The organism is Nocardioides salarius, from assembly GCF_016907435.1.
Lineage (GTDB): Bacteria > Actinomycetota > Actinomycetes > Propionibacteriales > Nocardioidaceae > Nocardioides > Nocardioides salarius.
In genome coordinates this window covers 541,856-559,787 of the sequence record NZ_JAFBBZ010000001.1, presented here as the reverse complement: position 1 = coordinate 559,787, position 17,932 = coordinate 541,856, and the positions used below count along the sequence as shown (strand labels likewise).

Sequence of the window (17,932 nt, the reverse complement as noted above, 5' to 3'; positions counted from 1 at the left end):
CCGTGGCCCTAGGGTGGGTGCCATGTCCGCCAGCGACCGCCCCAGCGAACGTCCCAGCGAGCGCCGGGCGGCGGCCCGCACCGCCGTGGTGTGGGACGCCCTGCGCCCGCTGCTCGAGCAGTCCGGGCCCCTCGACGTCCTCGACATCGGCGGCGGCACCGGCGGCTTCGCCGTGCGCGTGGCCGAGCTCGGCCACCGCGTCACCGTCGTCGACCCCAGCCCCGATGCCCTCGCCTCGCTCGGGCGCCGCGCCCGCGAGCGCGGCGTCGAGGTCGCCGGGCTGCAGGGCGAGGTCTCGAGCCTGCTCGACGTCGCCGGCGCCGACAGCGCCGACCTGGTGCTGTGCCACGGGGTGCTCGAGCACGTCGGCGACCCCGCCACCGCCCTCGGAGTGCTCCGCGAGGCCGTGCGCCCCGGCGGCACCCTCAGCCTGCTCGTGGCCCAGCGCCACGCCGCGGTGCTGGCCCGCGCCATGGCCGGCCACTTCGGCCAGGCGCTCGCGCTGCTCGAGCCCACCGTCGACCCCGGCCGCGCCGGGCACCGCTACACCAGCGACGAGCTCGTCGCGCTGCTGGCCACCGCCGACCTGCACGTCGAGCAGGTCCACGGCGTGCGCGTCTTCGCCGACCTGGTCCCCGGCACCCTGCTCGACCTCGAGCCCGGTTCCACCGCCGCCCTCGTCGAGCTCGAGCAGGCGGTCGCCACGCGTCCCGAGTACCTCCCGCTCGCCACGCAGCTGCACGTGCTCGCCCGCTGAGCGCACCGAGTCGGCGCTACTTCACGCCGAGCCGGCGCTAGTTCCTGCTCCGTGGTTGCGGTGCGCACCTGCTCGCTCCGCTCGCGGTGCTTCTTCGTGTGCGGGTTGCCCGTGGCGCGCCGAGTCGGCGCTACTTCACGTTCCCCCGCTTCGCTCCTCCCGTGAAGTAGCGCCGACTCGGCTTCTTCTCACGTGCTGTGGTGGAGGATCGGCATGACCTCCGCTGGCGCCCACATCAAGCAGCCCACGCCGATCCTCCACATCGACATGGACGCCTTCTACGCCTCGGTGGCGGTGCGGGAGCGGCCCGAGCTGTGGGAGGTGCCGGTCATCGTGGGCGGGGGCTACCGCGGCGTCGTGCTCTCGGCCAACTACCTGGCCCGCGAGCACGGCGTGCGCTCGGGCATGCCGGCCACCCGGGCCCGGCGGATGTGTCCGCAGGCGGTGGTGGTGGCGCCCGACCACGAGCTGTTCGGCCGGGTCTCGACCGCGGTCGTCGAGACCTTCCGCCGGGTCACCCCGCTGGTCGAGGTGGTCTCCCTCGACGAGGCGTTCCTCGACGTCAGCGGGTCCGTACGCCGCCTCGGGCCGCCGGCCGAGATCGCCGAGCAGGTGCGCGCCACCATCCACGACGAGCAGGCGATCACCTGCTCGGTCGGGGTGGCGGCCACCATCTCGGTGGCCAAGCTGGCCAGCAAGCGTGCCAAGCCCGACGGTGTGGTCGTGGTGCCGCCCGAGGGGATCACCACCTTCCTGCACCCGCTCGACGTCGGCGAGCTCTACGGGGTGGGGGAGAAGACCCGCGCCATGCTGCACCGCCTGGGCCTGGTCACCGTCGGCGACGTCGCGCACACCCCGGTGCGCACCCTCCAGCGCGCCGTCGGCGACCACCTCGGTCGCCACCTGCACGAGCTGGCGTGGGGCGACGACCGCCGCGAGGTGGTCGCCGGCTCCAGCGGGGCGTTCGGCCTCGGGGGCGGCGAGCCCGACCGGTCGATGGGGGCGCAGGAGACCTTCGGGCGCGACGTCGACGACCGCACGGTGGTGCTGCGCGAGCTGCTGCGCCTGACCAGCACCGTCACCGGGCGGATGCGGGTGGCCGGCGTCGCCGGGCGCACCGTGACGCTGACCGTGCGCTTCGCCGACTTCACCACCATCACCCGCTCGCGCACGATGAGCGAGGCCACCGACGTGACCCAGGAGGTCTACCGCACCGCCACCGCCCTGTACGACGCGCTGGGACTGCAGCGGGCCCGGCTGCGGCTGGTGGGGGTCCGGGTCGAGGGTCTCGCGCCCCGCGAGAGCGTGCACCACCAGCACGTGCTGGGCGAGCGCGAGCACGGCTGGTCGGAGGCCGACCGTGCCGTCGACCGCGCGGCCAGGCGCTTCGGCTCGGCCGCGGTGCGCCCGGCGAGCCTGCTCTCGTGAGCCGGTCCCATCCGTCCGGGGCGCCGCTGCGAACCACTTGACGACCGGCCCAGGACCCGGTCGCCGACCGGGGTCCTGACCCGCGCAGGGCCAAATTGTGTGAGCCGCCTACCGTGACGGCTAGGGCTTGCCTAGACTTGACGTGCCGACATCGACCAGACGTGTCGGTGCGTGCGTGACCCCATTGGAGGAACGGTGCCACTCTCGGAAGAGGAGCTGCGACTGCTCGAGCAGATGGAGCGAGCCCTCTCCGAAGAGGATCCCAAGTTCGCCTCCACCCTGCGCGGCACGTCGCTGCGCCGCGTCGCCCGCCGACGCGCGGTCGTGGCGGGGGTCGTCTTCGTGGTCGGCATCGTCGTCTTGATGACCGGCGCGATCACCCAGATCTGGCCGATCGGCATCGTCGGCTTCGTGGTGATGCTCGGCTCGGCCACCTTCGGCCTCAACGCCCTGCGCACCCAGACCCAGGCCGGCCCCGCCGCCCAGGCGGGTGCGCCCTCCGACGAGCAGGGCGAGCGGTCCTTCACCGTCATCGACGGTGGCCGCCGCACCCGTGGGCGCCAGCGCCGCGGTGGCGCCGGCGGCTCGAGCGGTGCCGGCTTCATGGACCGCATGGAGGAGCGCTGGCGCCGTCGCCGCGAGGAGAACGGCGGCTTCTGAGCCCCGCCCGACCCGCGACCCGGCTGGTGTGAACCGGCCGACTCGCGACCCGGCTCGTTCGAACCGGCCGGGTCGGCGTCAGCGCACGAGGTCGACGACCCCGCTGCGGTAGCCCAGCGACTCCGTCTCCGGCCCGCTCACCACGTCCGTACGCCGCGTGGGTCGCAGCAGCGTGCGCGGCAGCCAGGTGGCCCGGCGCCGGGCCCGGGGCGTGGTGCCCTCGTGGAGGGCCACGACCACACGGCGGGCGTCGTCCTGCCGGTCGGGGCGCGACTCGTCGGCGCCCGGAGGGGCGTAGCGCAGCCGCTCGACGTCGCCGACGAGCCGGTGCAGCGAGGCGACCGCCTCGGGGGCCTGGCCGGCGCCGTGCCGGGGCCGCGGCCGGTCGTCGAGCGGGCTGCCGAGGTGGCCCACCAGCCCGGCGCCGGTCTCGTGCGGCGAGCGGCGGTCGAGGTAGGGCAGCCCCAGGTCGCGTGCGGTGTCGCGCAGCTCGTCCCAGATCGCCTCGGGGCCGGAGGCGAGGCGGTGCTCGCGGCGGCGGCGGCGTACGGCACGGGGGGCCAGGACCAGCCCGACCAGCGCCAGCGCGCCGAGCAGCCCGCCCAGCAGGGTGCCCCACGGGAAGCCGGGGTCGACGACGCCGGCCTCGTCGTCGGCCTCGGGGTCGAGCTCGTCGGGGGCCGCGCTGGGCTCGCCGTTGCGGTCGGGCAGCTGGTCCTCGGCGCGTCCGCTGGGGCCGCTGGGCTCGGGCTGCTGCAGGTCGACGGCCTCACGGGTGTAGGCCGGGACCGCGCCGGCGCGCGCGGGCGGGGTCGGCTCGAAGCGCACCCAGCCCGAGCCGGCGATGAAGAGCTCGGGCCAGGCGTGCAGGTCGTCGGAGGAGTACTCGTAGACGCCCTCGGCGATGCGCTGGGGCCGCAGGAAGCCGACCGCCACGCGGGCGGGGATGCCGAGCTGGCGGGCCATCACGGCCATGGCGCTGGCGAACTGCTCGCAGTAGCCGGTGCGGGCGTAGTCGCCCTCGAGGCTCAGGAACTCCTCGAGCTCGTCGGTGCCGTTGCCGGGCGGCACGTTGCGCAGCGAGTAGTCGAACTCCTGGCGGAACCAGTCCTGCAGGGCCACGGCCTTCTGGAACCGCGTCGGCGCGCTCGCGGTGACCTGGTTGGCCAGCTGTCGGATCAGCGGCGGCATGTCGGCGGGCAGGTCGGTGTAGGAGGCCGAGACCATGCCGACGGAGGAGGGGGCGTCGGCCAGCTCCTGGGCGGAGAGGTCGAGGTCGACCGAGGTCATCGACCAGCTGGCGCCGGTGAGGTCGAGGTCGGGGTCGCCGGCCAGGAAGTCCATCGTGGACTCGTCGTAGCGCCAGTCGCCCTGGGCCTCGACCCGGCTGACCGGCGCGAAGGTCGGCAGCCAGCGCGAGGAGAACGTGTCGTAGGCCTCGACCCGGTAGTCCAGGGTGCGGCGCGGCACCGACTGGTTGACACCGGTCAGGGCGGGCATGTCGCCGTCGGGGCGGTTCTCGAGCGGGATCTCCCGGTCGCCGGGGCTCCACTCGTTCTGGGAGAAGCGGTTGAGCACCGAGATCCGCAGGTACTCGGGGTCGACCTGGTCGGTGCGCACCGCCAGCAGCGGGGTGTCGTCGGGCCGGTGGAGGTCGCGCACCAGGTCGGTCATCGGGTTGTCGACGCTGATCTTGGTGTCCCCGCCCGGGCCGCGGCCGACGTCGAAGAGCTGCACGTCGAGGGTCGGCACCGCCAGCGGCACCACCACGGCCAGGGCGGTCGCCACCCCGCCGACCGCGAGCGCGTTGAGCCGCACCGTGGCGGTGTGCACGCCCAGGCCCGAGCCCGTGGCCAGCGGGTCGGGGCCGTCGTCGCCGAGGCTGCGTCCCCAGCGGGCGACCTGCTCGCTCTCCTGGAGGTAGAGCATGGTGACGAAGCCGAGCGCGGACAGCGCGAAGACCCACCAGGTCAGGTCGGTGGCGAGCAGGCTGACCGGCACGCTGTAGACGGCCAGCAGCGGCAGGCCGGCCAGCGGCACCCGCCGCAGCCCGCAGGCCAGGAGGTCGACCAGGACCAGGCACAGCAGGCCGCCGCCGATGAGCAGCGGCTCGACGGCGGCCTCGGCGGTGGGCACGGGGGAGGCGTAGACGACCGCGCCCTCGCGTGCCTCCGAGGCCGCGACGAGCAGCGCGTCCCAGGTCGAGCCCACCGGCAGCGGGGAGCCGACGACGACCCAGCTCAGGGCCATGGCCCCGCCCAGCAGCTGCAGCAGCAGCACCGAGAACGCACCCAGGCGCGACCAGCGCCCCACCGCCCCGATGCCCGCGACCAGCAGCGCGAGACCGAGCAGGGGGGACAGGAACAGCGACGGGGCGTCGGTGAAGCCGCGCCACGACAGGATGCAGACCCAGGTGGTCAGCGCGGCGGCGCTCGACTGGGCGAGACCGGCCCCGAGGCTGCTGCGGTTCCGGCTGCTCACGAGCCCACCTCCGTCGTACGCCGCGTGCTCGCGCGCCCGGCCGAGCGTGCCCCGGCGCCGAGCTCCTGCCAGCGGGCCTCGACCCGGTCGCGGGGGCCCACGCCGGCGACCCGCCAGCCCTGCTGGGCCAGCAGCCCGGTGGCCGGGGCGGACCCGGCCCCGGTGCCGACCCAGGCGTCGACGTCGAGGGCCAGCGCGAGCGCGCTGCCGTGCTGGGACTGCATGCGTCGCAGGACCGGTGCGTCGTGCTGCTGCACCGCGCCCAGGACCGCGACGACCAGGCCGCCGTGACCTGCCTCGCCGAGCCAGGCGGTGTCGAGGCGGGGCGCCTCGACGGGATGCAGGACCGCCAGCGCCTCCAGCAGGGGGGCGGTGCTCAGGTCGGCGCGGCGCTCGTGCCAGCCGCTGGCGCGGTCCTCGCCGGCGGCGGTGACCAGGCGCACCGCGAAGCCGCGGCGGGTCAGGTGCACCGCGACGGAGGCCGCGGCGCTGACGGCGGTCTCGAGGGAGGAGGCGATGCCCTCGCCGCGGTGGGCCGCGGCCCGGTTGTCGAGGAACACCGTGGCCCGCGAGTGCCACGGCTGCTCCTCGCGGCGCACCATCAGCTCGCCCACCCTGGCCGAGCTGGGCCAGTGCACGCGGCGCAGGTCGTCGCCGCGGCGGTACTCGCGCACCGTGACGTCCTCGGCGCTGCCGGTGGCGAAGGCACGCGGACGGTTGTCGCCCGACCCGCTCTCGGAGCCGCCGAGCGGGATCGGCGCCAGCACCACGGTGCGGGGGGTGACGGTCAGCGCCGAGGTGGTGTGGAAGGCGCGGCCGAGCTCGACGAGGCCGAAGGGGTCGCTGACCCGCACCGACATGGGCCCGACCTCGAAGCGCCCGCGCACGTCGGAGCGCACCTGGTAGCCGACCTGGCGGTGCCAGCCGTGGCCGATGCCCTCGAGCACGAAGCGGGGGCGGGTGCCGAGCACGTAGGGCACGTGGTCCTCGAGGAGCAGCACCCCGCTGGGGGTGCGGCCCTCGTTGCTCAGCGAGAGCGTCACCCGGGCCTGCTGGCCGGCGGTGACCAGGGAGGGGGAGACGGTGCGCACCAGCGCGAGCCGGTAGCGGCTGCGGCCCAGCACCAGTGCGGTGACCAGGGGCAGCGCGAGCACGAGCACGCCGACCCGGGTCAGGGCCGGCTGGCCGAGCAGGACCGCGCACACCACCGCGGTGACGCCGGCGGCGACGAACGCCCGCCCGCGCACCGTCAGCCCGGCCAGCGCCTCCCTCACCGCGCCCGCCTCAGCGACGGGTGCCGTCGGGCACCGGCACGGCGGCGACGAGCCGCTCGAGGATCTCGTCGGTGCTGCGACCGTTCATCGAGGCCTCCACGCTGGGCAGCAGCCGGTGGGTCAGCACCCGGGGAGCCAGGGTGCGCACGTCGTCGGGCAGCACGTAGTCGCGGCCCTGCAGCGCGGCGTACGCCTTGGCCGCCCGCACCAGGTGCAGCGTGGCGCGGGGCGAGGCGCCCAGCACCAGCTCGTCGGTACGCCGCGTGGCCGAGGTCAGCGCGACGGTGTAGCGCTGCACGGCCTCGGCGACGAAGACCTGGCCGACGATCGCGGTGAGCTTGCGGATCTCGGCGGCGTCGGTGACGTGCTCGAGGTCGTCGAGGGGGTTGCCCCCGGTGTGGCCGGTGATCATCGCCAGCTCGGCGGCCTCGACGGGGTAGCCCATCGAGGTGCGCACCATGAACCGGTCGCGCTGGGCCTCGGGCAGCGTGTAGGTGCCCTCCATCTCCACCGGGTTCTGGGTGGCGATGACCATGAACGGCGTCTCGAGCTGGTAGGTCGCGTTGTCGACGGTGACCTGGCGCTCCTCCATGCACTCGAGCAGCGCCGACTGGGTCTTGGGCGAGGCGCGGTTGATCTCGTCGCCGACCACGATGTTGGCGAAGACGCCGCCGGGACGGAACTCGAACTGGCGGGTGTCCTGGTTGAAGACCGACACGCCGGTCACGTCGGAGGGCAGCAGGTCGGGCGTGAACTGGATGCGGCGCACCGTGGAGTCGATCGAGCGGGCCAGGGCCTTGCTCAGCATCGTCTTGCCCACCCCGGGCACGTCCTCGATCAGCAGGTGCCCCTCGGCGAGCAGCACGACGAGCGCCGAGCTGACGACCTCGGGCTTGCCCTCGATCACGCGCTCGACGTTGGTGCGCACCCGCTCCATGACGCGCGCCAGCGTCTCGAGGTCGGCGCCTCCAGCGTTCGGAGATCCCACGAGCGGTCCCTTCCAGGTGGTGCCGGTGCCCGGCAGTGGGTTTCCACCGTATGCCGTCGCGGCAAGACCGCGCTCCACCGAGTGCGTGGGGCTGGCGACGCCGCGTGGGGGAGGGGAGCGCGCAGAGGGGGAGGGCGGGGGTGCGGAAGGGGTGGAATGTGGTTGACGGTGGAGGGATGTGGAGTAGAGTGGTGGAAAGTGGAGCAAGTGACCGTCCCGGGACTTGTCGACGTGGAGGTGCGATGTGTTCTTCATGGGCACCTACACCCCCAAGGTCGACGACAAGGGACGTCTCTTCCTCCCGGCCAAGTTCAGGGACGCACTGTCGGAGGGGCTCGTGATCACGCAAGGACAGGAGAACTGCCTGACCGTGTGGCCCGAGGCGACCTTCATGGCCGAGGCCCGGCGGGCCCAGGAGACCCCGATGACCAACAAGGACGCCCGCGACTACCGCCGCGTGCTGTTCGCGGGGGCCGAGCAGGGCACGCCCGACAAGCAGGGCCGCATCGGCATCTCGCCGATCCTGCGGGCCAGCGCCGGCATCGAGCGCGACGTGGTCGTGGCCGGCGTCGGTGACCGGGTCGAGATCTGGAACCCCCAGCGCTGGACCGAGTACTCCACCGGAGCCCAGGCCAAGTTCGCCGAGCTCGACGAGGCACCCCCGCTCTGAGCGGACGCTCCACCACGCACCACTCGCACCACCGCACGCAGACCACCAACAGAACAGTGATCCGCAGGGCCCGGTCTCGGCCCGCTCCCCACTCGTCTTCTGGGACACCTTCCCCGGCCCCAGACGACACCCGGTTCTGGGGCACCTTCCCCGGTTCCAGAACCCCTGAAGCACCGGCGAGCGGGCAGGGACCAGACCCTGCGGACCACCTGCACCCCGGATCGCCCCACCGGCGCTCCACCCACGCTCCACCTGCACCACTCCGCACCACCAGCCACCACCCAGCACCAGCCAGCACCAGCCAGCACCACGACGCAGCACCACGACGCAGCACTCTCCTGATGGGGTCGAGACCATGAGCAGCACCCAGGTCGACGGACTGACCGGCGCACCCGGCGCCCGGCCGGCACCCGGCGCCCCCGCGCCCCGGGTGCGCCACCAGGCCCAGGACGCGCTGCGTCTGATGGCGTTCTCGGCGGCCATGTCGCTCAGCGCGGCCGTGGCCTTCACGCTCCTGACGAGCCTGGGCCGCTGACGTGGCCGGCCCCTCGCACGTCCCGGTGCTCCTCGACCGGGTCGTGGCACTGCTCGCTCCCGCGCTCGACCAGCCCGGCGCGGTCCTCGTCGACTGCACCCTGGGTCTCGGCGGCCACTCCGAGGCGGTCCTCGAGCGCCTCGAGCACGCCCGCGTCGTCGGCATCGACCGCGACCCCGCCGCCCTCGAGCTGGCCGGGCAGCGGCTGGCGGCGTACGGCGACCGGTTCCGCGGGGTGCACGCGGTCTACGACGAGATCCCCGAGGTCCTCGACGAGCTGGGCCTCGACCACGTCGACGCGGTCCTCTTCGACCTGGGCGTCTCCTCGATGCAGCTCGACGTGCGCGAGCGCGGCTTCGCCTACGCCGAGGACGCGCCCCTCGACATGCGGATGGGCAGCACCGGCCCCACCGCGGCCGACGTGCTCAACACCTACTCCGCGGCCGAGCTGACGCGGGTGCTGCGCGACTACGGCGAGGAGAAGTTCGCCCGCAAGATCGCCGGGGCCGTGGTCCGCCGCCGCGAGAGCGAGCCGTTCACCACCTCGGCGGCGCTGGTCGAGCTGCTGTACGCCGAGATCCCTGCGCCCGCGCGCCGCACCGGAGGGCACCCGGCCAAGCGGACCTTCCAGGCGCTGCGCATGGAGGTCAACGACGAGCTCGCGGTGCTGCGCCGGGCGCTGCCGGCCTCTATCGAGGCCATCGGCGTCGGCGGCCGGGTGGTGGTGGAGTCCTACCACTCGCTGGAGGACCGCCTGGTCAAGCAGGCGTTCACCGCCGCGACCCGCTCCGAGGTCCCGGTCGACCTGCCCTTCGTGCCCGAGGGGAGCGAGCCGGCCCTGCGGCTGGTCACCCGCGGCTCCGAGAAGGCCGACGCCGCCGAGATCGAGGCCAACCCGCGCGCCGCCTCGGTGCGCCTGCGCGCGGTCGAACGCGTGCGACCCACCACGACCACCACCACCGGAAGGGGAGCCGCCCGATGAGCAGTCTCTACAGCACCCAGGGCGCCGCCCGCAGCAGCCGGATGCCGCGCATCGCCGGGGCCGCCGTCGAGCGCGCCCGGCTCAGCGTGGTGCCGGTCGCCCGCACCCGCGCCGCGAAGGTGCCCTTCGTCAGCCTGGTCACCGTGCTGCTGCTCGGCGGGGTCGTGGGGCTGCTGCTCTTCAACACCTCCATGCAGCAGTCGGCCTTCGCCGCCACGTCGCTGGAGCAGCGCGCCACCGTGCTCTCGGCGCGCCAGGAGGCGCTGGCCACCAAGCTGGAGCGGCTGCGCGACCCCCAGGAGATCGCGCGCCGCGCCCAGAAGATGGGCATGCAGGTGCCGGCCGCGCCGCTCTTCCTCGACCTGGCCGACGGCTCGGTCTCCGGTGACCCCGCCGGCGCGACGCTCGGCGCCCGGCTGCCGCTCGACCCGCTGCCCCCGGCCCGGCCCTCCGAGCTCGACCCGGCCGCGACCGTGGTGACCCCGCCCGAGGGCGTGCTGGGCGACCAGCGTGGCGACGGCGCCGGCGGCGGTGGCGGCGGTAAGAACAAGCAGGACGAGAAGAAGCAGGACAAGGCCGACAAGGCCGACAAGAAGAACGACAAGGACAAGAACAAGAAGAACAAGAAGAAGAACAAGAAGAACGACTGACCCGCCGCCCCACCACGCCCGAGACACACCAGGAGCCCTCGTGCCCCCCACGCGCCCGACGCCGAGCCACGAGGTCGCGGCTCGCCGCGGCCACCCGCACTTCCGCCTGCGGGTCGGGTTCGTCCTGATCGCCATGGTGCTCTCGGTCTTCGCCGGCCGGCTGGTGCAGCTGCAGGGCATCGACCCGAAGGCCTACGCCGAGATGGCGGCGGCCGAGGGCATGGACGAGATGGTGCTGCCCGCCCAGCGCGGCGCGATCCTCGACCGCAACGGCGAGCCGTTGGCGCAGTCGGCCGACGGGCTGATGGTCGTGGCCGACCCGGCCCTGGTCAACACCGACGAGGAGGGCCGCGAGGTCGACCGGGCTCCCGAGCTCGCGAAGTTCCTCTCGGGCAAGCTCGACGTCGACTACTTCACCCTCCTGCAGCGCCTGCGCACCGAGAGCCGGTTCCAGTACGTCGCCCGCGGCGTGCCCGCGGCGACCGCGACCAAGGTGGTCGACCGCGCCGAGGAGCTCGGCTTCGACGGTCTCTCGACCTGGCGCGACCCGGTGCGGGAGTACCCCGCCGACGACGTGGCCGCCAACCTGGTCGGCTTCCTCGGCACCCCGCTGGCCGACGGGACCCCGCAGCCGCTGGCCGGCTTCGAGCGCACCTTCGACGAGCTGCTCTCCGGCACCGACGGCTCGGCCCGCTACGCGATGGCCGCCGGCAACAAGCTGCCGCTCGGCGACAACACGGTCGTGGAGGCCCAGGACGGCCAGGACCTCACGCTGACCGTCGACCGCGAGCTGCAGTGGTACGCCCAGCGCGTGGTGCGCCAGACGGTGCAGCAGTCGCGCGGCGACTCGGGCCTGGCGGTGGTGATGGACTCGCGCACCGGTGAGGTGCTGGCGCTGGCCGACCACCCGACGTTCGACGCCAACGCCCCGCTGGCCTCCGACGAGGCCGACCTGGGCTCGCGCGCGGTCAGCGACGTCTACGAGCCGGGCTCGGTCTCGAAGGTGCTGACGATGGCCGGGCTGCTCGACGCCGGCAAGGTCACCCCGCGCACCCGCCTGACGGTGCCCGGCTCGCTGGCCCGCCAGGACCGCACCATCGGTGACTGGTTCCCCCACGACACGATCCGGCTGACCCTGGCCGGGGTGCTGGCCAAGTCGTCCAACATCGGCACCGTGCTGGCCTCCGACAAGTTCGAGGACGGCCAGATGCGCCGCTACCTGGCGGCCTTCGGGCTCGGCTCGGCGACCGGCGCCGGCGTGCGCGGCGAGTCGGCCGGGATCCTGCCCGACCCCTCGCTGTGGACCAGCCAGACCCAGGACCGCATCGCCTTCGGCCAGTCGGTGTCGGTGAACGCCCTGCAGATGGCCGCCGCCGTCAACACGATCGCCAACGACGGGGTGCGCGTCGATCCGAGCCTGGTGCGCGGCAGCGCGACCACCGACGCGGGGGAGCAGGTCGGCACCGACCAGGCCACCACCACCGAGGTGATCAGCGCCGAGGCGGCCCGCAAGACGGCGCTGATGATGGAGCGCGTCGTCGACCCCGAGGCCGGGGTCGCGCCCGGCGCCCAGATCCCCGGCTACCGGGTGGCGGGCAAGACCGGCACCGCGCAGCGGGTGGGCGAGGAGTGCCGCTGCTACGACGGCACCTTCACCGTCTCCTTCGCCGGCTTCGCCCCCGCCGACGACCCGCGCTTCACCGTCTACGTCGTCGTGCAGAACCCGCGCAACGGCGGCGGTGGCGGCTCGGTCGCCGGCCCCGCGTTCGCCAAGATCGCCGGCTACGCGCTGCGCCGCTACGCCGTCCCGCCCACCGGCACCCCCGCCTCCGACCTGCCCGTCGAGTGGTGACCCGGCCCATATCTCGCGCCGACCCGGCCCGGATCGCGCGCTGCTAGCCTCCCGGCATGCCTCGCCCTGACGTCCCCGCGACCCGGCCCGTCGACCCGCCGCGCACCGCGCTGAGCGAGCTGGCCGACTGGGCGCGCCAGGCCCTGGGCATGGTCGAGCACCGCGGCGACGACCCGGTGCTGACCGGCATCAGCCTCAGCAGCCAGCGCGTGCGCGCCGGCGACCTGTACGCCGCCCTGCCGGGCGCCCGCGCCCACGGGGCCGACTTCGTCGCCGACGCGCTCGAGGCGGGTGCGGTCGCGGTGCTGACCGACCCGGCGGGCGCCGAGAGGGTGCCCGCGGGGGTGCCGCTCCTGGTGACCGACGACCCCCGCCGGATCCTGGGCCGGCTGTCGGCCCGCGTCTACGGCGACCCCGCCGAGCGGCTGACGATGATCGGGGTCACCGGCACCCAGGGCAAGACCACCACCACCCGCCTGCTCGAGGGCGGGCTGGACGGCGCCGGACTGGTGGGCGCGGTGATCGGCACCGTCGGCACCCGCGTGGCCGGCCGCGACGTGCCGACGACGCTGACCACGCCGGAGGCCCCCGACCTGCACGGGCTCTTCGCGGCCATGGTCGAGCAGGGTGTCGACGTCTGCGCGATGGAGGTCTCCAGCCACGCCCTGGTGCTCGGGCGGGTCGACGGGGTCGTCTTCGACGTGGCGGTCTTCCTCAACCTCGGCCGCGACCACCTCGACTTCCACGACACGGTCGAGGAGTACTACGCGGCCAAGGCCTCGCTGTTCACCCCCGAGCGCGCCCGCCGGGCGCTGGTCAACGTCGACGACGAGCACGGGCGCCGGCTGGCGGCCGAGACCGAGCTGCCGGTGGCCACCTTCTCCACGACCGGCGTGCCGGCCACCTGGGGCGTCGGCGACGTCGACGCCTCGCCCAGCCGCTCCGACTTCCGGGTGCTGGGCCCGGGTGACCGGGCCTTCGCCGGCGGGGTGCCGCTGGCGGGCGGCTTCAACGTCTCCAACGCCCTCGCGGCGGTGGCCGCGGTGGGCGAGGCCAGCCCCGGCGACGTCGACCCGGTCGACGTGGCCGCCCAGGTGGCCGCCGGCATCAGCGCGCTGCCGGGGGTCCCCGGCCGCCTCGAGAGCGTGGTGGCGGGCCAGGACTTCGAGGTGGTCGTCGACTACGCCCACAAGCCCGACGCGGTCGAGGCGGCGCTGGGCGCGCTGCGCCCGCTGACCACCGGGCGGCTGGTGCTGGTCATCGGCGCCGGCGGCGACCGCGACACCGGCAAGCGGCCGGTGATGGGCGAGATCGGTGCGCGCCTGGCCGACGTGCTCGTCGTCACCGACGACAACCCCCGCTCCGAGGACCCCGCCGCGATCCGCGCGGCCCTGCTGGCCGGTGCCGAGCAGGTGCCGGGCGACCGGCGCGCCGAGGTGCTCGAGGTCGCCGGCCGGCGCGACGCGATCGCCGAGGCGCTGGGCCACGCCGGCCCCGGCGACATCGTGCTGGTCGCCGGCAAGGGCCACGAGACCGGCCAGGACGTCGACGGCGTGGTGCACCCCTTCGACGACCGCGAGGTCGCCGCCGAGCTGCTGCGCGCCCGGGTCACCCGGGAGCCCGTGGGGGAGCCGGTCGAGCGGGCCGAGCGGGCGTGACGATCGACACCCGCCCGGCGAGGCGTGGTCGAGCCCGCCGCCGGCGTACGCCAAGATGAACGGTGCCGGTGATCCGGCCCGGCCGGTGGCACACGTCGTCGGCACGACACTCTGGACGACGAACGAGGTGCAACGGCGGTGAGGGCGATCCTGCTGGGCGGAGGCCTGGCCCTGCTGATCTCGCTGATCGGCACCCGCTACGCGATCAAGCAGTTCACGCGGTGGGGCTACGGCCAGGAGGTCCGTGACGACGGCCCGACGACCCACCACGTCAAGCGCGGCACCCCCACCATGGGTGGCGTCGTCATCATCGGCGCGACCGTGCTGGGCTACTTCGGGGCGAAGCTGATCACCCTGAGCCCGCCCACCGCCTCGGCGCTGCTCCTGCTGCTGCTCTTCGTGGGCATCGGCGCCGTCGGGTTCCTCGACGACTTCATCAAGATCTACAAGCAGCGCAGCCTCGGGCTGCGCAGCAAGGCCAAGATCGTCGGCCAGACGGTGGTCGGCCTGACCTTCGGCATCCTGGCGCTGAGCCCGGTGCTGGAGGACGACCGCGGCCAGCGGCCGGCGTCGTTCTCGCTGTCCTTCATCCGCGACTTCGACAGCATCGTGCTGCCGGCCGCGGCGGTCGTGGCGCTGATCCTCGTCATGGTGATCGCCACCAGCAACGCCACCAACCTCACCGACGGCGCCGACGGGCTGCTCACCGGGTGCAGCATGATGGTCTTCGGCGCCTACACCATCGTGAACATCTGGCAGAACAACCAGTGGTGCGGCCAGTCCGACATCACCTACGGCAAGTGCTACGAGGTGCGCGACCCGCTCGACCTGGCGATCGTGGCCGCGGCCATCACCGGCGCCTGCTTCGGGTTCTTGTGGTGGAACGCCTCGCCGGCCCAGATCTTCATGGGCGACACCGGCTCGCTGGCGCTGGGCGCCGCACTGGCCGGCCTGGCCGTGCTGACCCGCACCGAGCTCCTCCTGGTCATCGTCGGCGGCGTCTTCGTGATGGAGACGGTCTCGGTGATGCTGCAGGTCACCTGGTTCAAGGCCAGCAGGCGCCTGACCGGCACCCCCAAGCGGCTCTTCCGGATGGCTCCGATCCACCACACCTTCGACATGGCCTGGGGCGAGGTCACCATGGTGATCCGGTTCTGGATCCTCACCGGCCTCTGCGTCGCCGGCGGGCTGGGCATCTTCTACGCCGAGTGGGTGGCGGGCACGTGAGCGCTCCCCGCGACCTCGACGGCCTCGACCAGACCAGCTCCTGGGAGGGGGTGCGCGCGGTCGTCGCCGGCTTCGGCGTCTCCGGCTTCGCCGCCGCCGACAACCTCAACCACCTCGGCGCCAGCGTCACCGCGCTCGACGAGTCGGCCACGGGCAAGGAGGAGAAGGCCGAGCTCCTCGAGGTGCTCGGCGCCACCATCCGCCTGGGCGAGGGCGCCACGGCGGTGCTGCCCGACGACGTCGACGTGCTCGTCACCTCGCCGGGCTGGCGCCCCGACTCGCCGCTGCTGGCGCAGGCCCGCGAGCGCGGGGTCCCGGTCTGGGGCGAGGTCGAGCTGGCCTGGCGCCTGCGCCACCCCGAGCACGCCGCGCCCTGGCTGGCGGTGACCGGCACCAACGGCAAGACCACCACGGTGCAGATGCTCGAGACCATCCTGCGCACCGCCGGGTTGCGGGCCGTGGCGGCCGGCAACGTCGGGCTGCCGATCGTCGAGGCGGTGATGGACCCCACGCCGTACGACGTGCTGGCCGTCGAGCTCTCCAGCTTCCAGCTGCACTACACCAGCTCGATGAGCGCCGAGTCGGCCGCGGTGCTCAACGTCGCCGAGGACCACCTCGACTGGTACGGCTCGATGGCCGACTACGCCGCCGACAAGGGCCGCGTCTACGAGCAGGTCCAGCGCGCGTGCGTCTACAACGCCGACGACCCGGTGACCGAGCAGCTGGTCCGCGAGGCCGACGTGGTCGAGGGCGCGCGGGCCATCGGCTTCACCCTGGGCATGCCCGGGGTCGGGATGCTGGGGCTGGTCGAGGACATCCTGGTCGACCGGGCCTTCATCGAGCAGCGCTCCGACTCCGCCGCCGAGCTGGTCACCGTCGACGAGCTGGCCAGCAGCGCCCCGCACTACGTCGCCAACGCGCTCGCCGCGGCTGCGCTGGCCCGCGCCCACGGCGTCTCCCAGCAGGCCGTGCGCGACGGGCTGCGGGCCTTCCGCCCCGACGGGCACCGCATCGCCGAGGTGGCCCGTCACGAGGGCGTGACCTGGGTCGACGACTCCAAGGCCACCAACCCGCACGCGGCGCTGGCCTCGCTGCGCGCCTACGACAGCGTCGTGTGGGTGGCCGGCGGGCTGGCCAAGGGGGCGCGCTTCGAGGAGCTCGTCGCCGCGGTGCGCGACCGGCTCCGCGCGGTGGTCCTGCTGGGGCGCGACCGGGCGGTCGTCGCCGAGGCACTTGCGCGACACGCACCGGATGTACCCGTGATCGAAGTTGAGGCGCATGAGACTGGTGTGACTGACGATGAGCACGGGCCGATGGGTCGTGTCGTCGAGGCCGCCGCCGGTCTCGCCCAGCCGGGCGACACCGTGCTCCTGGCCCCGGGATGCGCCTCGCAGGACATGTTCACCGACTACGGAGCTCGCGGCGACGCGTTCGCCGCCGCCGTACGGGCCCGCACCGGGCCCCAGGAGTAGCACCCGCAGGACCAGGAGAGGGGCCGAGGTGACCACAGCAGTCCCTGACGACTCCGGCGACATGGGGCTCCCTCGGCGGCTCGGCCACCTGCGTGCCTCGGTGGCCAGCGCCCGCGAGGCGTTCGACCGGCCGCTGACGTCCTACTACCTGCTCGTCGGTGCCTCGGCCCTGCTGCTGACCATCGGGCTGGTGATGGTGCTCTCGGCCTCCAGCGTGTGGTCGTTCAAGGTCTACGACGGCGACTCCTACGCCGTGGTGCGCCGCCAGCTGATGTGGCTCTCGCTCGGCCTGCCGGCGGCGTTCGTGGCCAGCCGGATGCCGCTGCGCTGGGTGCGCGCGCTGGCCTACCCGGCCTACCTCTTCTCGCTGGTGCTGCTGCTGGCCACGGCCTTCGTGGGCACCACCGTCAACGGCAACCAGAACTGGCTCGGTGTCGGTTCCCTGGCCATCCAGCCCTCCGAGGTCGCCAAGCTGGCGCTGGTGCTGTGGGCCGCCCACATCTACGCCAACAAGGAGCGCCGCCTGCACAGCCTGCACCAGCTCGTGGTGCCGGTCGTGCCGGGCCTGCTGCTCGCGACCCTGCTCGTGGTGGCCGGTCGCGACCTCGGCACCGCGCTGATCTTCTTCGCGATCCTGCTCGGCATGCTCTGGGTCGTCGGCGCCCCCGCCCGGTTGTTCTGGCTGGCGATCTCGCTGGTCAGCGTGGCCGCGATCGGCCTGGCCGCCACCGACACCGAGCGGGTCGCGCGCATCACCAACTTCGCCGACCCCTTCCAGGACTACCTCGACACCGGCTGGCAGCCCGCCCACGGCCTCTACGCGCTGTCCTCGGGCGGCTGGTTCGGGCAGGGCATCGGCGCCAGCCAGCAGAAGTGGGGCGACCTGCCCGAGGCGCACACCGACTACATCTTCGCCGTGCTCGGCGAGGAGCTCGGGCTGGTCGGCACCCTCCTGGTCGTCGTCCTCTTCCTGACCATCGCGCTGGCGGCGCTGCGGGTGGCCCGGCACACCCAGGAGCCGTTCGTGCGCTACGCCAGCTTCGGCATCGTGGTCTGGCTCGTGGGCCAGATGATCATCAACGTCGGCATGGTGCTGGCGCTGCTGCCGGTCATCGGCATCCCGCTCCCGCTGATCTCGTACGGCGGCTCCTCGCTGCTGCCCTCGTTGGTCGCGCTGGGCCTGCTGATCGGCTTCGCGCGCAGCGAGCCCGAGGCCGCCCGCGCCCTGACCGCCCGTCGCCGTGGCCGCGCCGCGGGGGTCGCGGCCGGTGCCTCGCACAGCAGCCCCACCGCCTAGA

The 17,932-nt window shown here is 73.9% G+C and carries 15 protein-coding genes; 12 read left to right on the top strand and 3 right to left on the bottom strand.

The features are described from left to right. Positions 1-22 precede the first annotated feature (22 nt). From JOE61_RS02760 to JOE61_RS02750, 3 genes are all read left to right on the top strand, one after another. Positions 23-757: a methyltransferase gene (locus JOE61_RS02760; RefSeq protein ID WP_193670386.1), complete on the top strand. Its 735-nt coding sequence runs from the start codon at positions 23-25 to the stop codon at positions 755-757. 213 nt (positions 758-970) lie between these two features. Then, on the top strand, positions 971-2,185 hold the full coding sequence (gene dinB / locus JOE61_RS02755) for a DNA polymerase IV (protein WP_193670385.1): 1,215 nt from the start codon (positions 971-973) through the stop codon (positions 2,183-2,185). A gap of 195 nt (positions 2,186-2,380) precedes the next feature. Next, positions 2,381-2,845 carry an SCO2097 family morphological protein gene (locus tag JOE61_RS02750; protein ID WP_193670384.1) on the top strand — a complete coding sequence of 155 codons (465 nt, stop codon included), beginning with the start codon at positions 2,381-2,383 and terminating at the stop codon, positions 2,843-2,845. A 78-nt stretch (positions 2,846-2,923) separates the two neighbouring features. Here JOE61_RS02750 and JOE61_RS02745 read toward each other — a convergent pair whose 3' ends face one another. Genes JOE61_RS02745 through JOE61_RS02735 form a run of 3 tightly spaced genes read right to left on the bottom strand, consistent with a single transcriptional unit; the run spans position 2,924 to position 7,537 of the window. Next, positions 2,924-5,326, bottom strand: a complete 2,403-nt coding sequence (locus JOE61_RS02745; RefSeq protein ID WP_193670383.1) for a transglutaminase TgpA family protein — start codon at positions 5,324-5,326, stop codon at positions 2,924-2,926. Next, positions 5,323-6,600, bottom strand: coding sequence for a DUF58 domain-containing protein (locus tag JOE61_RS02740; protein WP_193670382.1), 1,278 nt, complete (start codon positions 6,598-6,600; stop codon positions 5,323-5,325). Before JOE61_RS02740 ends, JOE61_RS02745 begins: the two co-directional genes overlap by 4 nt. Before the next feature lie 10 nt (positions 6,601-6,610). Then, on the bottom strand, positions 6,611-7,537 hold the full coding sequence (locus tag JOE61_RS02735) for an AAA family ATPase (RefSeq protein ID WP_193670481.1): 927 nt from the start codon (positions 7,535-7,537) through the stop codon (positions 6,611-6,613). 295 nt (positions 7,538-7,832) lie between these two features. Here JOE61_RS02735 and mraZ point away from each other — a divergent pair, with 295 nt between their 5' ends. The 9 genes from mraZ (at position 7,833) to ftsW (ending at position 17,931) form a co-directional block, all read left to right on the top strand. Next, a complete protein-coding gene (gene mraZ, locus JOE61_RS02730) occupies positions 7,833-8,258 on the top strand; it encodes a division/cell wall cluster transcriptional repressor MraZ (RefSeq protein ID WP_193670381.1) in 426 nt (141 codons plus the stop codon). A 355-nt stretch (positions 8,259-8,613) separates the two neighbouring features. After that, positions 8,614-8,793, top strand: coding sequence for a hypothetical protein (locus JOE61_RS02725; protein ID WP_193670380.1), 180 nt, complete (start codon positions 8,614-8,616; stop codon positions 8,791-8,793). A gap of 1 nt (position 8,794) precedes the next feature. Then, positions 8,795-9,775 carry a 16S rRNA (cytosine(1402)-N(4))-methyltransferase RsmH gene (rsmH, locus tag JOE61_RS02720; RefSeq protein WP_193670379.1) on the top strand — a complete coding sequence of 327 codons (981 nt, stop codon included), beginning with the start codon at positions 8,795-8,797 and terminating at the stop codon, positions 9,773-9,775. Next, positions 9,772-10,425 (top strand): cell division protein FtsL, encoded by a 654-nt coding sequence (gene ftsL / locus JOE61_RS02715; protein ID WP_193670378.1) that lies wholly within the window; start codon positions 9,772-9,774, stop codon positions 10,423-10,425. The genes rsmH and ftsL overlap by 4 nt, the downstream gene beginning before the upstream one ends. A 40-nt stretch (positions 10,426-10,465) precedes the next feature. Next, entirely contained in the window at positions 10,466-12,277 is a 1,812-nt protein-coding gene (locus tag JOE61_RS02710) for a peptidoglycan D,D-transpeptidase FtsI family protein (RefSeq protein WP_307822768.1), read from the top strand. A gap of 56 nt (positions 12,278-12,333) precedes the next feature. Further along, on the top strand, positions 12,334-13,935 hold the full coding sequence (locus JOE61_RS02705; protein WP_193670377.1) for a UDP-N-acetylmuramoyl-L-alanyl-D-glutamate--2,6-diaminopimelate ligase: 1,602 nt from the start codon (positions 12,334-12,336) through the stop codon (positions 13,933-13,935). Positions 13,936-14,073: 138 nt separating this feature from the next. After that, positions 14,074-15,162, top strand: a complete 1,089-nt coding sequence (gene mraY, locus JOE61_RS02700) for a phospho-N-acetylmuramoyl-pentapeptide-transferase (protein WP_193670376.1) — start codon at positions 14,074-14,076, stop codon at positions 15,160-15,162. Beyond that, on the top strand, positions 15,159-16,634 hold the full coding sequence (murD, locus tag JOE61_RS02695) for a UDP-N-acetylmuramoyl-L-alanine--D-glutamate ligase (RefSeq protein WP_193670375.1): 1,476 nt from the start codon (positions 15,159-15,161) through the stop codon (positions 16,632-16,634). The genes mraY and murD overlap by 4 nt, the downstream gene beginning before the upstream one ends. A gap of 28 nt (positions 16,635-16,662) precedes the next feature. Continuing rightward, a complete protein-coding gene (gene ftsW, locus JOE61_RS02690) occupies positions 16,663-17,931 on the top strand; it encodes a putative lipid II flippase FtsW (RefSeq protein ID WP_307822767.1) in 1,269 nt (422 codons plus the stop codon). Position 17,932 lies beyond the last annotated feature (1 nt).

Bases quoted from the DNA above. Each gene is read 5' to 3' on its own strand.
- JOE61_RS02760 (WP_193670386.1), top strand. From the start codon at position 23: ATGTCCGCCAGCGACCGCCCCAGCGAACGTCCCAGCGAGCGCCGGGCG.
- dinB (WP_193670385.1), top strand. From the start codon at position 971: ATGACCTCCGCTGGCGCCCACATCAAGCAGCCCACGCCGATCCTCCAC.
- JOE61_RS02735 (WP_193670481.1), bottom strand. From the start codon at position 7,537: ATGGAGCGGGTGCGCACCAACGTCGAGCGCGTGATCGAGGGCAAGCCC.
- JOE61_RS02725 (WP_193670380.1), top strand. From the start codon at position 8,614: ATGAGCAGCACCCAGGTCGACGGACTGACCGGCGCACCCGGCGCCCGG.
- ftsL (WP_193670378.1), top strand. From the start codon at position 9,772: ATGAGCAGTCTCTACAGCACCCAGGGCGCCGCCCGCAGCAGCCGGATG.
- JOE61_RS02705 (WP_193670377.1), top strand. From the start codon at position 12,334: ATGCCTCGCCCTGACGTCCCCGCGACCCGGCCCGTCGACCCGCCGCGC.